Source organism: Roseovarius gaetbuli, assembly GCF_900172365.1.
In the GTDB taxonomy this organism is placed as follows: domain Bacteria; phylum Pseudomonadota; class Alphaproteobacteria; order Rhodobacterales; family Rhodobacteraceae; genus Roseovarius; species Roseovarius gaetbuli.
On sequence record NZ_FWFJ01000060.1, the window covers coordinates 1 to 14,866 of the forward strand.

Here is a 14,866-nt window from a genome sequence, read left to right on the forward strand (position 1 = left end):
TCCTCTGGCCGTTCAACGCCGCTCAGCAGCTCATCCAGTAGTTCTTTGGAAATCGTCATTGTCATCATGCTCCTTCGTTTTGGAAGCATGGGCCAAATTACTCATACACAGAAGGTCGGACACTCTCGCCGTCGGGTAACCGCATCGACGCAACACCACGAACTACGCACTTCGGCTGCTATATCTTCACCGCGTCTAAATTTTGTTGAAAATGACGCCCGAGACCCGCGCGTTCCGATCGCCGTAACCAAGGCATCCACTTCGTCATTTAAAAAAAGCGGCATGCGATAGACGATCTCATGCTTGAGAGCCACCCAGAGGAGCTCTTCCTGTGCATCAATGGGAGAGATGTGCTGCCAATAGCTGACCACGGCCTCCTGCACCCAGCGAAGGTACACGGCATTGTTGACATGACCCATGTCGTCGATATCGCGTGGTGTGATCGCTATTCGATGCTTGAATGTTGGTGGGTCTTGGTGGCGGCAAATTCCTTGCTCTCGAACTCTGTCTCAAAAAAGCGACGCGGCGTGCCTTCGAGCTTTTCGATGTGTTCGCGGTATTTTTCGGTCCCGCCCGGTTCCATCAGATCGCGCAGGGTGTGGATGGTGGCGTTCGGGATGTGGAACATCAGCCGGGTCACGTAGCGGAAGACGACGCTTTGCTTGGCGGTCATGCCCGCTGACAACAGTGACCCCAGAACGAAGTCATAGAGCTCGATGATGGAGTTGGTCAGCCGTTCTTTCTCCAGGGGCGAATAGCCGTCCAATCGTTCCTGCCCGATCGAGAAGAGGTTAAGACTGACCGGATAGGCGATGTCCTCAGGGTTGATCAGCACGATCTGGTCTGGCTCAAGGGCCTTGGCGCGGAGAATATTGCCAATCAGATCGCCCTGGCTGTCGATCACCACCACGGATTTGTCACCGGCGGCGACTGCTGGCAAATCCTTGGCGATCAGATACTGCAGGGTCTGGGTTTTGCCATGGCCGCTGCCCGCAACGATATGCATGTGCTCGAACCTGAGCTCTGCCGCATTGGCCCTAGGTGGTACTTGCGACGAAGGTAAAGAACCTTCTCCTCGCGCTCAGGCGGCGTCCTGATGGCATGCCATTTAGGGATGGGTGGCGCATTGATCAGGCCAGCTTCTCCGTGTTCTGCATAGGCCTTGCGCCAACGGTAGAAACTGGCACGACCAATCCCGAAATAACGGCAGGTCTTGGCAACATGGCCGATCTCTTCGGCGTATCGCAGTATCCGTAATTTACGCCCAATCTCGCGTTGATCCTTGTTCATGAACATCTCCTTCTTCCCAAATCTGGGACGTTAAAAGAAATGTCTCGCGAGTAACGGCATATCTACAATTTTGAGTCGCTTGCATTTAGTATGCGCGAAATGGGTCGATCAGGTGTTCTGGAAAAGTGTTCCGGAGTCAAAAATTTCGACCGGAATAAGTATCTGAATTTTATGAAAAAATGGTTACTGGCTGGGGTGGTAGGAAACCCTCGAAGCCCAAGACCTGGATCGAGAACCTCCGACGATCCCCTCGATCGGGGCACTTTCCGGGGGCAGTTCCGGACGAGAAAAACAAAAAAGAAGGGTGCCGGGGGTGGACTGCCCGGAGGCGGTGACTTGGGGGTTCCCGCGCGGCGGCGGGCGAAGGGGGGACGTTAAAGCGGGCGGGGGTGGGGCGTGGGAGTTGAGGTGGCGGCGCAACTCACCGTCTGACGCTGCCCGGAACTCGTCACCGACGCACCCAGCCCGAACCCGCCGTTCAACCGGTGTTGCGCAGGCAACAGTGCGCTTCACCACAACCGGAATCTGTCCCCCAAGACCCGAGCGTTCGTTGATTTCCTGGTAGATCATTTCAACAAAACGCGTACCGGTGTTAAGGCTGATTCAGGATCCCGCGGGCCTCACACAGAAACGCGCGACAACAGCTCTGATTTCGACGTTTGTTGTTTGTCCCCTGACAGGGTTACCTCACCGCGGCGCAAAACAATAAATTGGTCGGCCAGATCGTAGGCGAATTCAAAATACTGTTCGACCAGCACAATCGCCATTTCCCCCTGATCCCGCAGGTGCCGTATCACATTGCCGATCTGTTGAATTATATTGGGCTGGATGCCCTCGGTCGGCTCGTCCAGCAGCAGCAGTTTAGGCCTCGTGATCAATGCCCGTGCAATGGCCAGTTGCTGTTGTTGACCGCCCGACAGATCGCCACCACGCCGGCCTTGCATTTCCTTTAGCACCGGGAAAAGCTCGAACATCGTTTCAGGCACGCTGTGATCCGCAACCGGCAAACAGCTAAAACCGGTTTCCAGATTTTCCCGCACGGTGAGGAGTGGAAAAATATCGCGCCCCTGTGGTACGTACCCGATGCCCTTTTGCGCCAAAATATGGGCAGGCAGCACGCCTAATGCCTCACCATCCAACACCATTGAGCCGCCGGATCGGGGATGAGTTCCCGAGATGGCCTTGATCAGGCTTGTCTTGCCTACCCCGTTGGTTCCCATGATGCAGGTAACCTGCCCCTGTTCAGCCTGCATCGAAATGCCATTCAGAATTTGGGAATGGCCATAATGAAGCGTCAGTTTTTCAATGCTAAGCATCTGTTATCGTCCCAAATAGACGTCAATGACGTCCTGATTAGCGGTCACATGATCCAGACTGCCTTCGGCCAGCACCGCGCCTTCGTGCAAAACCGTCACCTTGCAATTAAGGCGCCGGACGAACTCCATGTCGTGTTCGACAACAACCACGGCACGTGTCTTGGCTGCCTCAGTCAGAATATTGGTTGTATGCTCGCGCTCGGCGGGGGTCATGCCGGCGGCGGGCTCATCGACCAACAACAGGCGTGGTTCTTGCGCCAGCAGCATGCCGATCTCAAGCCATTGTTTTTGACCGTGGCTAAGTTCGCCTGATTTGCGCCAAAGCGCGTCATGAAGGCCTATTTCTTCGGCCAATGCCTCAACGCGTACCAGGTCCTTGGCCGCTGGTTTATAAAAAAGCACGGCAAACGGCCCACGCTTGTTGCGCAGCGCCATCAACAGGTTTTCATGGACTGTCTGATCCTCAAAAACTGTTGGTTTCTGAAATTTGCGCCCCACGCCTTCGCGTGCAATGCGCGCCTCGGACATGCCACGCAATGAAATGCTTTTTTCGCCCCAGAGTATACGCCCTTGGTCGGGTTTGGTCTTGCCGGTGACAATGTCCATAAATGTGGTCTTGCCTGCGCCATTGGGGCCGATGATGGCGCGCATTTCGGCGGGTCCGATCCGAAACGACAGGTTATTGATGGCGCGAAACCCGTCAAACGTGACCGAGACGCCAGAGACTTCCAACAAAGTGTTCATTCGTTGGCCTCCCGTTCGCGCAGGGCACCCGCGTCAGGGCCAAGATCTGCGCCATGCCGGTTGGGCCACCTGCGGTGTGCTGCTAGGTCGAACAGCCCGGCAATACCCTTGGGGGCGAAGAGCGTGACAAACACAAACGAGAGGCCCAAAACGATCAGCCACCAATCCACCCATTTGATGGTGTAAAACCCCAGCGAAATATCCGGCGCCTGACCACCCGTGAACCACGACGAAACAAGGCTGACGAACCCGGCGCCAATGACGGCGCCATAGAGGCGGCCACGCCCGCCAATAGCGACCCAAACGGCCAGATAAATCGAGGCGATGGGGGCAATCTCGGCCGGGTTGATAATGCCCGCTTGTGGGTAATAAAGCGCCCCGGCAATGCCTGCGATACAGGCGGTGACCGTGAACAGCGCCAGTTTATAGCTTTCAACCGAATACCCAAGAAACCGCACGCGCGCCTCGTCATCACGAATACCGCGAATGACCGAGCCGAATTTGCCCGAGACGATCCATGCCGCCAGCAGATAACCCAACCCAAGCGCAAGCGCCGATGCCCAGAGGAACCAGATTGAGACCACACTCTGCGGAGCGGCTTCCAGCCCGGGCAGGTTTTGCAGGCCCGAGAGGCCGTTGTTCCCACGCAATCCGCTGTCGTTCTGAAACAGGTAAAGCGACAGGGCCAGAGTCATTGCCTGTGTCAGGATCGACAGGTACACCCCGGCCACCCGGCTGCGAAACGCAAGCCAGCCAAAGACAAATGCCAAAGCCCCGGGCACAAGAACCACCAGAACAAGTTGCAGCACCAGACTATCGGCAAAGGCCCAGATCAGTGGAAATTCCGAACTGCCGACAACACCAAATATCTGGTGGCCAATGGCGTCGGTAATCTCTTCTGCTGTAGGCGGGATCGGCGCGTCGGACATTGAGCTGATGACGATGTCGCGCGTGCGCTCATACATCAGCCACATGCCAATCATATACCCGCCAAGCCCGAAGAACGCGAAATGCCCCAGCGATAGAATTCCGGCATAGCCCCAGACAAGATCCATCGCGATCGCGACCAGACCAAGGCACAGGGTTTTGCCCAGAGTTTTCACAAAACTGGTCGAGATCAGGCCAAGGCCAAATGCCTCGGAAAGGGCGGTGACCACGATGGTGAAAACCGCCAAAGCCGCCAGAAAGATCAGGGTCGAGGGGTTGCGCATGAGAAAGCTGTTTTTCATGGGTTTAATCCCCCGCCGCCCGACCTTTGAGGGCGATAATGCCCCTTGGCCGGAACTGGATGAAAATGATGATGAAGATGATCATGAACGTCTGCGCGGCAAGTGTATTCGAGGGGTTGAACCATTCGATGCCTTTTTGCAGGAAGCCAATCATCGCCGCCCCGGCCAAGGTACCCCAGATATTTCCAACACCCCCAACAACCACGGTCATGAAGCTTTGCACGATATAATCGTTCCCCAATTCCGAGGTGACCTTGGCAAACAGCCCAATGGCGACACCGGCAACCCCGGCGATGCCCGACCCTAATCCAAAGGTCAGCATATTCACCCGGTTCGGGTTAATTCCCATGCTGGCTGCCATGCGCGGGTTTTGCGTGACAGCGCGGGTTTCCAACCCCAATCGGGTGCGCCGCATGATGAACAGGAATATTGCAAGAAAGCTCAGTGCGAGGATGAATATCGCAATTCGGATATAACTGATCGAGACAACATCATTCATGACCCATGCACCATCCAGCCACGCAGGCGAAGTCAAAGGCCGCGCTTGCGTGCCAAAGATGTTCTTGGCCAATTGTTGCAGTGCGATAGAGATGCCGAAAGTGGCCAGCAGGGTTTCCAGCGGCCGATTGTAAAGCCACCGGATCACCAGTCGCTCCATTGCGACACCCGCAGCGAAGGTAACCGCAAAGGCCAGGGGGATTGCAACTAGGATGCTGACAGTATGGTTCGGGATTATCTGCTGAACTACATAACCGGTATAGGCACCCATCATGATAAATTCACCGTGGGCCATGTTGATAACACCCATCACGCCAAAGGTAATAGCAAGGCCGATGGCCGCAAGAAAATAGATCGACGCCAGTGATAGCCCGTCAAGGATCAGATCCAGCGCCTGATTCATGCCTACTTTTAACAGGATCTTATCCAAGGCCTCCGAGGCCGCTGTGGTGACCGGCTGCGACGGTTCTTTATAGATCTCGACAAACTGATGCGCGCCAAGATGGGCCTCAATCTCTGCGCTGGTTGGGTCTGGCTCGGCCAGGCCCTGCGCAACCAATGCCGCATAAGCGCGTGCGCGCGCCTCGGGTTGGTTCAGATCCTCTACTGCGACACCGCCGACCCGTCCTTCAGAAATATGTACGCCCAGCGTCGCGCGGACCTCGGCCTGATCAATCCGGGCCGGGGCCAGATTGGCCGTGACCAACAGGTCATAGGCGGCTTTTGTTGAGATATCTTCACCGGGCGCAAGCCTGCGGGCAATGTTCAACGCATTGGGCGCCTCTCCTGTAAAAACCTGCACTTTGGTTTCTAAAAGCGGGTTCAAAGTGGCACGCAGATCAACACCCAAATCCCCCGACATGTCTGAAATTGCGCCCACCCTCGCGCTTTCATCGGTATCATAGGCGATCGTCAACAGCCGCTCAGCGCGTTGTTTCTGGGCCTTCAAATCTGCATCCGGCTCAGAGTCGATTGAGGCGCGCAACGGCTCCAATAATTCCGAACTTGGATCACGCTGGATTGACGTCAGTGCTGCAAGCCTGCGCACCGGGTCACCGTCTTGCAGTTGGAACTGCACCAAAGCCGAGCCAATCAGAGCGCGAACACCGCTATTTGGTTTTAGTTGCTTCAGATCGGTTTTTTGCGCCTCACCAACTGTTTCACCGGTATCAAAATCAAACAAAAGGTAAGAACCGGCAGCGGTTTCTTCGGCGCGAAAGAATAGCCCGTCAGACGTACGCCGCCAGATGTCTTTGCTCTGCCATGCCTGCAAAACATCCTGCGCCTGCGTCAGTTCGCTATCGGTTATGGCTGCAATCGCAGGTGCGATTGTCATGCGCGAGCTTTTCGTAATAAGCGCACTGTGTTCCTGCAAGATGTCCTGCATCGGTGCACCCTGTGACAGGGCGAGCGTGCAGGTCATCAGCAAGGCCAGACCAGCCAATATCAGTCTTTTCATGGAATATGCGCCCCAAAAGGTCCGGAAGGGGCAACTAGCCCCCTCCGGTCATCGTTTCATGCGATCAGTAGTTCGAAAGTATTTGGACGCATGTCTTGGTTTCAGTGTTGTACATACCGCAACCCAGATCTTTCCAATCAGACATCAGTACTGCGCTTTCGGGCAGGAAATCTGTCCAGGCGTCGCCGGGTACTTCGGTTGTCTGACTGATGATATCGAACTGCCCATCAGCCTGAATTTCCCCGATCAGGACCGGTTTCGCCAGATGGTGGTTGGGAAGCATCACGGCAGTGCCGCCGGTCAGGTTGGGAAATTCCTGCCCGTACATTGAAGCGCGCACGGCATCGACATCAATAGAGCCTGCTGCCGTCGCTGCATTCACCCACATGTTAAAGCCGATATAATGCGCTTCCATCGGGTCATTGGTCACACGCTCGGCGCCCATCTTGATTTTCCAGGCATCAATGAATGCCGTATTTGCCTCGGCCTCGGCTGACTGGAAATAGTTCCAGGCCGCCAGATGGCCAACAAGGTTCGAGGTGTCCAGCCCCGACAGCTCTTCTTCGCCTACCGAAAAGGCAACAACGGGGATGTCATCGGCAGAAATTCCGGCAGCCGCCAATTCTTTATAGAACCCGATATTTGCGTCACCATTGATGGTTGAAATCACACCAACCTTCTTGCCATCAGCGCCCAACGCCACCACGTCGGCCACAATTTTGGACCAGTCCGAATGACCGAACGGTGTGTAGTTAACAAAGATATCGTCATCCGAAACACCTTTGGATTTCAGATAGCTTGCAAGGATATTGTTGGTTGTCCGGGGATAGACATAGTCCGTTCCCAGCAAAGCGAATTTCTCAACACCCAACTCGTCAATAAAGTAGTCGGTGGCCGGGATTGCCTGCTGGTTCGGGGCAGCGCCGGTGTAAAATACATTTTTCGAGCTTTCTTCGCCCTCGTATTGAACCGGATAAAACAGCAAGCCATTAAGCTCTTCTATAACTGGCAGGACTGACTTGCGGCTGACGCTGGTCCAGTTGCCAAAGATAACATCAACCTCATGTACACTCAGAAGTTCGCGCGCTTTTTCAGCGAACAGCGGCCAATCGGACGCAGGATCGACGACGACTGCCTCAAGCTCACAACCCAGCACACCGCCTTTTGCGTTTTGCTGTTCAATCAGCATCAGCATTGTGTCTTTGAGCGTGGTTTCGGAAATCGCCATGGTGCCTGAAAGCGAATGAAGAACACCGACCTTGATCGGGCAATCGGCTGCGAAAGCCGGGACAGCGAGGCCAGCCAGTGCAATTGTCCCTGCCAGAGTAGAATTCAGAAATTTCATTTTTTCTCCTCGCAGGGACCGGGCAGAATACCTTGCGCAAAAGAGCCAGGTTTTATACCTCTTCCCTGCAACTAGTGTTGCAATCCGTGTGGCGATCGGCGCGAGGTCCAATTCGACTGATCGTCACACACCCCCCAAAACAGACAGCATATCCGACTCGGGCATTTCAGCGTTTCTGCACTGCAGAAATCAATGCAATCGCCCGGCCGATATCTTTTGCGAACCACAGCCTTTCGCCCAATTGTTCATCTTTTGAACCGGGCGGCGCACAGTATTTGGGCAAAGGTTGACAGCTGCTGTCCTCGGCGCCGCTTAAAAATGACTCGCGGCCGCCCGTGTGATGACAACACAGAAAGCAAATCAATAAACAGAAAGCAATTCCATTAATATATCGACAGCAATATCCGATGTTGGCATCCCGCCCGTCCAGCCCCGGGCGATCGGTGCTGTAACCTTGTCGTCCAAATGCACCCCACAAGGGTCGGCCTTGGCAGAGCTGCGCCAATCAGGCGCGATGAAATCACTTTTCCCCCGCCCAAATTCCTCTGCTTTGCAAGCGGTCCTGATCAACACAGCGGGCGGTGTCACCGGCGGTGACGACTTTTCGCTGACTGCGCGGGCGGGCGAAAAAACAAGCCTGAGCCTGACAACACAGGCCGCCGAACGCGCCTATCGGGCGCAACCGGGGCAGACCGCCAGAATCCGCAACCGTTTGTTTGTTGGCCGCGATGCGCGTCTTGATTGGGTGCCACAAGAAACCATCCTCTATGATGGCTCTGCGTTGAACCGGTCCTTATGTGTCGAGATGGAGGAGCAAGCCCGCCTGCTTTTGGTCGAGCCGCTGATTTTCGGGCGCTCGGCCATGGGCGAGGTTCTGGGCAATGCTCTATTCAAGGACCGGATCGAGGTGCGCCGACAGGGGGCGCCGCTGTTTCTGGACGCAATGACCCTTCGGGGCGATATCGCCGCGCACATGGCCTTGCCTCATATTGCCGCCGGTGCCGGTGCCATGGCTTTGTTGGTTTACGTCGCCCCCGATGCCATGGCGCAGTTGGATCCTGTTCGCGACATGCTGCCTGAAACCGCCGGGGCCAGTTTGATCCGCGCAGATCTTCTGACGCTGCGCATTCTTGCATGTGACGGCTATGCGTTGCGCCAGTCACTTGTTCCCATCCTGCGATATCTCACCAACCAAACCCTTCCCAGATCATGGATGACCTGACATGCTGCTAACCCCCCGCGAAAAAGACAAGCTATTGATATCTATGGCCGCCGAGGTCGCCCGCAAGCGACTTGCGCGTGGGGTAAAGCTGAATCACCCCGAGGCAATTGCTCTGATCACAGACGCGGTTGTCGAGGGTGCACGCGATGGCCGTAGCGTTGCGGATATGATGGAGGCGGGTGCCGAGGTCATCACCCGTGATCAATGCATGGAGGGGGTGCCCGAGATGATTTATGACGTGCAGGTCGAAGCAACCTTCCCCGACGGGACCAAGCTTGTCACCGTCCACAACCCTATTCGCTAAGGTGACATCATGATCCCAGGAGAGCTTTTCCCCGCCCAAGGCGGCCTGACGCTGAACAGTGGTCGCGACAGCGTAACCTTGATGGTTGCCAATACCGGCGACCGGCCCGTGCAGGTTGGCAGCCACTACCATTTCGCCGAAACCAACCCTGCTTTGGAGTTTGACCGCGAAAAGGCGCGCGGGTGTCGGTTGAATATCGCGGCGGGCACCGCTGTGCGTTTTGAACCCGGTCAACGGCGCGAGGTAAGCCTGATCGCTTTGTCGGGCGCGCGCCGTGTCTATGGGTTCAATCAGGCCGTGATGGGAGATATCTGATGCCCGCAACAATCAACCGCGCCGATTATGCCGCGATGTTCGGCCCTACCACCGGCGACCGGCTTCGCCTTGCCGACACGGACCTCATCATCGAAGTCGAGCGCGATCTAACCGCCGAACTGGCGGGTTCTGCGCTATTTGAGGGGACGGGCAGTAACGCAGTGTCGTACGGTGAGGAGGTGAAATTTGGCGGTGGCAAGGTGATCCGCGACGGCATGGGCCAGTCTCAGGTTACCCGCGCCGACGGGGCTGTAGATACTGTCATCACGAATGCGCTGATCGTCGATCATTCGGGTATCTACAAGGCCGATGTTGGCCTCAGGGACGGACGCATTGCCAGGATCGGCAAAGCCGGCAACCCAGACACGCAACCCGGTGTAAACATTATCATTGGTCCCGGAACCGAAGCGATTGCTGGCGAGGGAAAGATCCTTACGGCCGGGGGATTTGACAGCCACATCCACTTTATCTGTCCGCAACAGATCGAGGATGCGTTGCATAGCGGCCTGACCACCATGCTGGGTGGCGGCACCGGGCCAGCCCATGGCACTTTGGCCACGACCTGCACTCCGGGCGGGTGGCATATCGGGCGCATGCTGCAGGCCGCCGACGCCTTTCCGATGAACCTTGCATTTGCGGGTAAAGGCAACGCCTCGCTGCCCGCCGCATTGGAAGAGCAAGTCAATGCCGGGGCCTGTGCCCTGAAACTGCACGAAGATTGGGGCACCACGCCCGCCGCGATTGATTGCTGTTTGTCCGTCGCCGATGCGATGGACGTGCAGGTTATGATCCACACCGATACCCTTAACGAATCCGGCTTTGTCGAGCACACGGTGGGCGCCATGAAGGGGCGCACCATCCATGCCTTTCACACCGAAGGCGCAGGGGGCGGGCATGCGCCGGATATCATCAAGATATGCGGCGAAGATCACGTTCTGCCGTCCTCGACCAACCCAACCCGGCCCTTCACGGTGAACACGCTGGAAGAGCATCTTGATATGCTCATGGTCTGTCATCACCTTGATAAGTCCATCCCCGAGGATGTGGCCTTTGCCGAAAGCCGCATTCGACGCGAAACCATCGCGGCCGAGGATGTTCTGCACGACATGGGGGCGTTCAGCATCATCGCGTCAGACAGTCAGGCGATGGGCCGCGTCGGCGAGGTGTTGATCCGCACCTGGCAAACCGCAGACAAGATGAAAAAACAGCGCGGGCGACTGGCCGAGGAGACCGGAGAGAACGACAATTTCCGCGTGCGCCGGTATATAGCGAAATACACGATCAACCCAGCAATTGCACATGGAATATCAACCGAAATTGGCAGTATTCAAGAAGGCAAACGCGCCGATCTGGTATTGTGGAATCCGGCATTTTTTGGCGTTAAGCCTGAAATGGTCTTGCTTGGTGGCACCATTGTAATGGCGCAAATGGGCGATCCGAATGCATCCATTCCGACGCCCCAGCCAGTATATTCCCGCCCGATGTTTGGCGCTTTTGGCCGGTCCGTCGAGCACTCTGCCGTGGTTTTCGTCAGTGCCGCCGCGCAGGCCGACGGCATTGGCGATACGCTAGGCTTGGCAAAGCAAACGGTTGCAGTCACCAACACGCGCAACATTGGAAAAAAGGATCTGATCCTGAATGACGCAACACCAAAGATTGACGTTAACCCTGAAACCTACGAGGTCCGCGCGGACGGCGAATTGCTGACCTGCGAACCCGCCAAAGTGTTGCCCATGGCGCAACGTTATTTCCTGTTCTGAGAGGCGATCATGGAGCTTCCCTTTAGCCAAAAGTTTCACCGCCGTGGCCATTGGTCGGGCGCAGATGACACCGTGAACCTGACCTATGACGCCCGCTTTCTGCGCCGCAAGGTGCTGACCACCACGGGAAGCATGCGGTTTCTGGTTGATCTGGCGCACACGACCTCGCTGAACGACGGGGATGCGTTTGAATTGAATGACGATCGCCTTATCGGGGTCGTTGCCGCTAAAGAAGAATTATTGGCGGTTACGGGCCCCGACCTTCACCGCATCGCCTGGCATATCGGTAATCGCCATACACCCTGTCAGATGGGCCCACACCGTCTGGTGATCCAGCGTGATCGCGTCATTCGCGACATGCTTGAAAAGATCGGTGCCCGGGTGAACGAGATCGTTGAGCCGTTCATCCCCGAAGGCGGTGCTTATGGGCACGGACGCACCCACGGGCACAATCATGGCCATGTTCACAACCATGGGCACGCCCATGCAAAATGAGGCAATCCTGACTCTGGTACAATGGCTGTCACCCGCCTACCCTGTCGGCGCGTTCGCCTATAGCCACGGGCTGGAATGGGCAGTCGAGGCACAAGACGTGCGCGACAGTGCAACGCTTTCGGCGTGGTTAGAAGACGTACTGCGCCACGGGGCGGGTTGGTGTGATGCGCTTTTTCTTGCAGCGGCCTATCGCGCTGATGACCCGACAGTCGTCGATAGTATTGCGCATGCTTTCGCGCCCTCGGCCGAGCGGTTACAAGAAACCACTTTGCAGGGCGCAGCGTTTAGCAAAACAACCGGTCAAATCTGGGGCACTGTCCTGCCTGCTCTTACCTATCCCGTGGCTCTTGGCCATAGCGCGCGGCTTCATGATCTGCCGCTTGAACTGACCCTGCAATTGTATCTTCAGGCCTTCATGGCCAATCTTGTGACCGCAGGCATGCGCCTGATCCCATTGGGGCAGACCGAAGGTCAGATACTGATCAAGTTTCACACGCCGCTTTGCGTGGCAATTGCCGAAGACGCGATTGAGGGCACGCTGGATAACTTGTCATCAACCGCGTTTCTTTCTGACATCGCGTCGATGAAACACGAGCAACAATATTCAAGGATATTTCGCACATGAAAAGCCCGAACGGCCCTTTGCGCGTGGGCATCGGCGGCCCGGTTGGCGCTGGTAAAACAACGTTGACGGCAGCGCTCTGCCGGGCGCTGCGTGAAAATTACTCCATCGGTGTCATTACTAACGACATTTACACACAGGAAGACGCCGAAGCACTGATGCGCATGCAGGTCTTGCCAAATGATCGCATCATCGGTGTCGAAACCGGTGGCTGCCCCCATACAGCGATCCGCGAGGATGCGTCGATCAACCTTGCGGCAGTGGCCGAGATGGTAGCGCGCCACCCCGAGGTTGACATCGTTCTGATCGAAAGTGGCGGCGACAATCTGTCAGCGACCTTCAGTCCTGAACTTGCCGATATAACACTCTACGTTATTGACGTTGCCGCAGGCGAGGAAATTCCCCGCAAGGGTGGGCCCGCGATAACGAAGTCCGATATTCTGATCGTTAACAAAACCGATCTTGCGCCCCATGTCGGCGCCTCGCTTGATGTGATGAAACGCGATAGCGCAAGAATGCGGCCCACACGCCCAACAGTGTTCTGCACGCTCAGGACGGATAGTGGGCTGGAGCAGGTTTTGGGACACCTTGGCAACATCAGCGGCCTCACCGGGTTGACGCAGCCCGGCTGAGAATACTTAATGAATTGGCCTGAACCGAAACGTTGATTACGCGGCGCTCGAAACTTGTTCGTCAGATTGCGGGATCAATTGCCAAAACCCCGAGCAATGCCTGTTAGTGACAAACCCGCAGCATATCTTGTCATCGCCGCGAAGCCCGGTTTCCCCCCGTGCGACTTCTCGCTGCAGACGCAATGTGCATGATAGCTGTCATTGGTGCAAGCGCAGCGAAAGCCCGGTTTGTCCGGCGGTTTCAACTGGTCGACGCAACACATACATTGAAACGCTCTGCGGGAGTTTCGTATCCCAGCGTCTTTCGAGGTCTTTCGTTTAGCTGTCTTGCGACGGCACTCAGCTTTGCTTGGCTACGTATCGACAAGTCTGTGCCTTTTGGAAAGTACTGTCGTAACAGCCGGTTCGTGTTTTCGTTTGTGCCGCGTTGCCACGGGCTGTGTGGTTCGCACAAGAACACGTCAATCTCCGTCGCCAAAGTGAACTTCTTGTGTCCTGCCATCTCCGTCCCACGATCCCATGTGAGTGAGCGATACAATTCCTTTGGGAGCTTGCGTGACTGCTTGATCAGCGCTTGAATGTCACTGTGGCTATCTTTGTTACCAACCTTCGCCAGCATCACAAAGCGGGTGTTGCGTTCAACCAATGTCGCAATGAAGCTGTTGCCCGAGCCTGCAATGAGGTCGCCTTCCCAGTGCCCAGGCACTGCCCGATCCTCTACTTCCGCAGGTCTGTCGCGGATCGATATGGCGTCGTTGAACTTACCTAGGCCACTGCGCTTCAAAGTGGCGTGGCGAGACCTGCGAATGGATCGCGTGGCGCGCAGATGCGCCAGTAATTCCTTCTTAAGTACGCCGCGTGTCTGGATAAACAGGCTTCGGTAGATCGTCTCGTGCGAGACGCGCTTATCTTCCTCATGGGGATGTTCGCGCATCAACCAACCTGCGATTTGTTGCGGGGACCATTTGCGCGTCAGCTTGGCTGATATCGCACGGCAGAGATAGACATTGCCTTCCAGCTTGCAGGGCTTTGGGCGATGGGCACGGTCCGAGGCCGCGGCATCTGAGGGCGCTGCACGGTAAAGTTTGGCGCCACCATTACGCCGGACCTCGCGACTGATTGTGGATGCCGGTCGGTTTAAAGCCTGGGCAATTGAACGCAGAGAGACCTTCGCGCGCAAGCCCCTCGAAATCTCCTCTCGCTCGGCAAGGGTCAGAGCACGGCGGGATCTGACGCGGTCCGGCGGGCGAATGCCGTCAGTGCGAGCCAGCAGCGGATAGATCGAAGACGACTCGCGATCAAACAGCCGCCCAATCGAACTCATCGACTCTCCGCGTTGCCAGCGATCCCAAATGTCTGACTTCTGTTTGTCCGTAAAAAATATGCGACGACGATACTTCATGGCTTACACTCCATCTTTGGCTTTACAGCGGACCTTCGTGGACTGTGCACCATTGTTGAAATTGGGCTTATTTTGTTGAAAAACTCTTCCTTGATCGAAGTCTGAAGGTAATCCCCCCCAAAATTAGTGGTGTTCAAAAGTAGAATTTTCTCGGCAAGATATCTGAGGAGATTTACGATGAAGAACGGACGATTTAGCGACGCTCAGATCATGACGATCCTGAAGCAGGCGGA

14 protein-coding genes and 2 pseudogenes are annotated in these 14,866 nt (G+C 56.1%); 7 read left to right on the forward strand and 9 right to left on the reverse strand.

Features of this window, described 5'->3' with window-relative positions; genetic code table 11:
- Window positions 1-101: 101 nt before the first annotated feature.
- From ROG8370_RS21495 to urtA, 8 genes and pseudogenes are all read right to left on the reverse strand, one after another.
- Window positions 102-419 carry an acyl-CoA thioesterase gene (locus tag ROG8370_RS21495; RefSeq protein ID WP_085828567.1) on the reverse strand — a complete coding sequence of 106 codons (318 nt, stop codon included), beginning with the start codon at window positions 417-419 and terminating at the stop codon, window positions 102-104.
- A gap of 26 nt (window positions 420-445) precedes the next feature.
- A pseudogene (locus ROG8370_RS18200) lies at window positions 446-1,009 on the reverse strand (type IV secretory system conjugative DNA transfer family protein); the annotation flags it as partial.
- A gap of 17 nt (window positions 1,010-1,026) precedes the next feature.
- Window positions 1,027-1,290, reverse strand: a pseudogene (locus tag ROG8370_RS18205) (helix-turn-helix domain-containing protein); the annotation flags it as partial.
- A gap of 620 nt (window positions 1,291-1,910) precedes the next feature.
- Window positions 1,911-2,606 carry an urea ABC transporter ATP-binding subunit UrtE gene (gene urtE, locus ROG8370_RS18210; protein WP_085828568.1) on the reverse strand — a complete coding sequence of 232 codons (696 nt, stop codon included), beginning with the start codon at window positions 2,604-2,606 and terminating at the stop codon, window positions 1,911-1,913.
- 3 nt (window positions 2,607-2,609) lie between these two features.
- On the reverse strand, window positions 2,610-3,350 hold the full coding sequence (gene urtD, locus ROG8370_RS18215; protein WP_085828569.1) for an urea ABC transporter ATP-binding protein UrtD: 741 nt from the start codon (window positions 3,348-3,350) through the stop codon (window positions 2,610-2,612).
- Window positions 3,347-4,579, reverse strand: a complete 1,233-nt coding sequence (urtC, locus tag ROG8370_RS18220; protein ID WP_085828570.1) for an urea ABC transporter permease subunit UrtC — start codon at window positions 4,577-4,579, stop codon at window positions 3,347-3,349. The genes urtD and urtC overlap by 4 nt, the downstream gene beginning before the upstream one ends.
- A gap of 4 nt (window positions 4,580-4,583) precedes the next feature.
- On the reverse strand, window positions 4,584-6,536 hold the full coding sequence (urtB, locus tag ROG8370_RS18225; RefSeq protein ID WP_085828571.1) for an urea ABC transporter permease subunit UrtB: 1,953 nt from the start codon (window positions 6,534-6,536) through the stop codon (window positions 4,584-4,586).
- A 64-nt stretch (window positions 6,537-6,600) separates the two neighbouring features.
- On the reverse strand, window positions 6,601-7,881 hold the full coding sequence (urtA, locus tag ROG8370_RS18230; protein WP_085828572.1) for an urea ABC transporter substrate-binding protein: 1,281 nt from the start codon (window positions 7,879-7,881) through the stop codon (window positions 6,601-6,603).
- Window positions 7,882-8,335: 454 nt separating this feature from the next.
- Here urtA and ROG8370_RS18235 point away from each other — a divergent pair, with 454 nt between their 5' ends.
- Genes ROG8370_RS18235 through ureG form a run of 7 tightly spaced genes read left to right on the forward strand, consistent with a single transcriptional unit; the run spans window position 8,336 to window position 13,231 of the window.
- A complete protein-coding gene (locus tag ROG8370_RS18235; protein WP_503128345.1) occupies window positions 8,336-9,103 on the forward strand; it encodes an urease accessory protein UreD in 768 nt (255 codons plus the stop codon).
- A gap of 1 nt (window position 9,104) precedes the next feature.
- Window positions 9,105-9,407 (forward strand): urease subunit gamma, encoded by a 303-nt coding sequence (locus tag ROG8370_RS18240; protein ID WP_085828573.1) that lies wholly within the window; start codon window positions 9,105-9,107, stop codon window positions 9,405-9,407.
- A 9-nt stretch (window positions 9,408-9,416) separates the two neighbouring features.
- Complete coding sequence (locus ROG8370_RS18245) at window positions 9,417-9,722, forward strand: urease subunit beta (RefSeq protein ID WP_085828574.1); 306 nt, start codon at window positions 9,417-9,419, stop codon at window positions 9,720-9,722.
- Entirely contained in the window at window positions 9,722-11,482 is a 1,761-nt protein-coding gene (gene ureC, locus ROG8370_RS18250) for an urease subunit alpha (protein WP_085828575.1), read from the forward strand. The genes ROG8370_RS18245 and ureC overlap by 1 nt, the downstream gene beginning before the upstream one ends.
- A 9-nt stretch (window positions 11,483-11,491) precedes the next feature.
- Window positions 11,492-11,977 (forward strand): urease accessory protein UreE, encoded by a 486-nt coding sequence (gene ureE, locus ROG8370_RS18255; RefSeq protein WP_085828576.1) that lies wholly within the window; start codon window positions 11,492-11,494, stop codon window positions 11,975-11,977.
- A complete protein-coding gene (locus tag ROG8370_RS18260) occupies window positions 11,937-12,602 on the forward strand; it encodes an urease accessory protein UreF (protein WP_370738352.1) in 666 nt (221 codons plus the stop codon). The genes ureE and ROG8370_RS18260 overlap by 41 nt, the downstream gene beginning before the upstream one ends.
- Window positions 12,599-13,231, forward strand: a complete 633-nt coding sequence (gene ureG, locus ROG8370_RS18265) for an urease accessory protein UreG (RefSeq protein ID WP_085828577.1) — start codon at window positions 12,599-12,601, stop codon at window positions 13,229-13,231. The genes ROG8370_RS18260 and ureG overlap by 4 nt, the downstream gene beginning before the upstream one ends.
- Window positions 13,232-13,472: 241 nt before the next feature.
- On the opposite strand, the gene ROG8370_RS18270 is transcribed toward ureG, so the two are convergent.
- A complete protein-coding gene (locus ROG8370_RS18270) occupies window positions 13,473-14,633 on the reverse strand; it encodes an IS30 family transposase (protein WP_085828578.1) in 1,161 nt (386 codons plus the stop codon).
- Window positions 14,634-14,866: the final 233 nt, after the last annotated feature.

Excerpts from the sequence above, each read along its gene's own strand:
- ROG8370_RS21495 (WP_085828567.1), bottom strand. The coding sequence starts at position 419 with ATGGGTCATGTCAACAATGCCGTGTACCTTCGCTGGGTGCAGGAGGCC.
- urtE (WP_085828568.1), bottom strand. The coding sequence starts at position 2,606 with ATGCTTAGCATTGAAAAACTGACGCTTCATTATGGCCATTCCCAAATT.
- urtD (WP_085828569.1), bottom strand. The coding sequence starts at position 3,350 with ATGAACACTTTGTTGGAAGTCTCTGGCGTCTCGGTCACGTTTGACGGG.
- urtC (WP_085828570.1), bottom strand. The coding sequence starts at position 4,579 with ATGAAAAACAGCTTTCTCATGCGCAACCCCTCGACCCTGATCTTTCTG.
- urtB (WP_085828571.1), bottom strand. The coding sequence starts at position 6,536 with ATGAAAAGACTGATATTGGCTGGTCTGGCCTTGCTGATGACCTGCACG.
- urtA (WP_085828572.1), bottom strand. The coding sequence starts at position 7,881 with ATGAAATTTCTGAATTCTACTCTGGCAGGGACAATTGCACTGGCTGGC.
- ROG8370_RS18240 (WP_085828573.1), top strand. The coding sequence starts at position 9,105 with ATGCTGCTAACCCCCCGCGAAAAAGACAAGCTATTGATATCTATGGCC.
- ROG8370_RS18245 (WP_085828574.1), top strand. The coding sequence starts at position 9,417 with ATGATCCCAGGAGAGCTTTTCCCCGCCCAAGGCGGCCTGACGCTGAAC.
- ureC (WP_085828575.1), top strand. The coding sequence starts at position 9,722 with ATGCCCGCAACAATCAACCGCGCCGATTATGCCGCGATGTTCGGCCCT.
- ureE (WP_085828576.1), top strand. The coding sequence starts at position 11,492 with ATGGAGCTTCCCTTTAGCCAAAAGTTTCACCGCCGTGGCCATTGGTCG.
- ROG8370_RS18260 (WP_370738352.1), top strand. The coding sequence starts at position 11,937 with ATGGCCATGTTCACAACCATGGGCACGCCCATGCAAAATGAGGCAATC.
- ureG (WP_085828577.1), top strand. The coding sequence starts at position 12,599 with ATGAAAAGCCCGAACGGCCCTTTGCGCGTGGGCATCGGCGGCCCGGTT.
- ROG8370_RS18270 (WP_085828578.1), bottom strand. The coding sequence starts at position 14,633 with ATGAAGTATCGTCGTCGCATATTTTTTACGGACAAACAGAAGTCAGAC.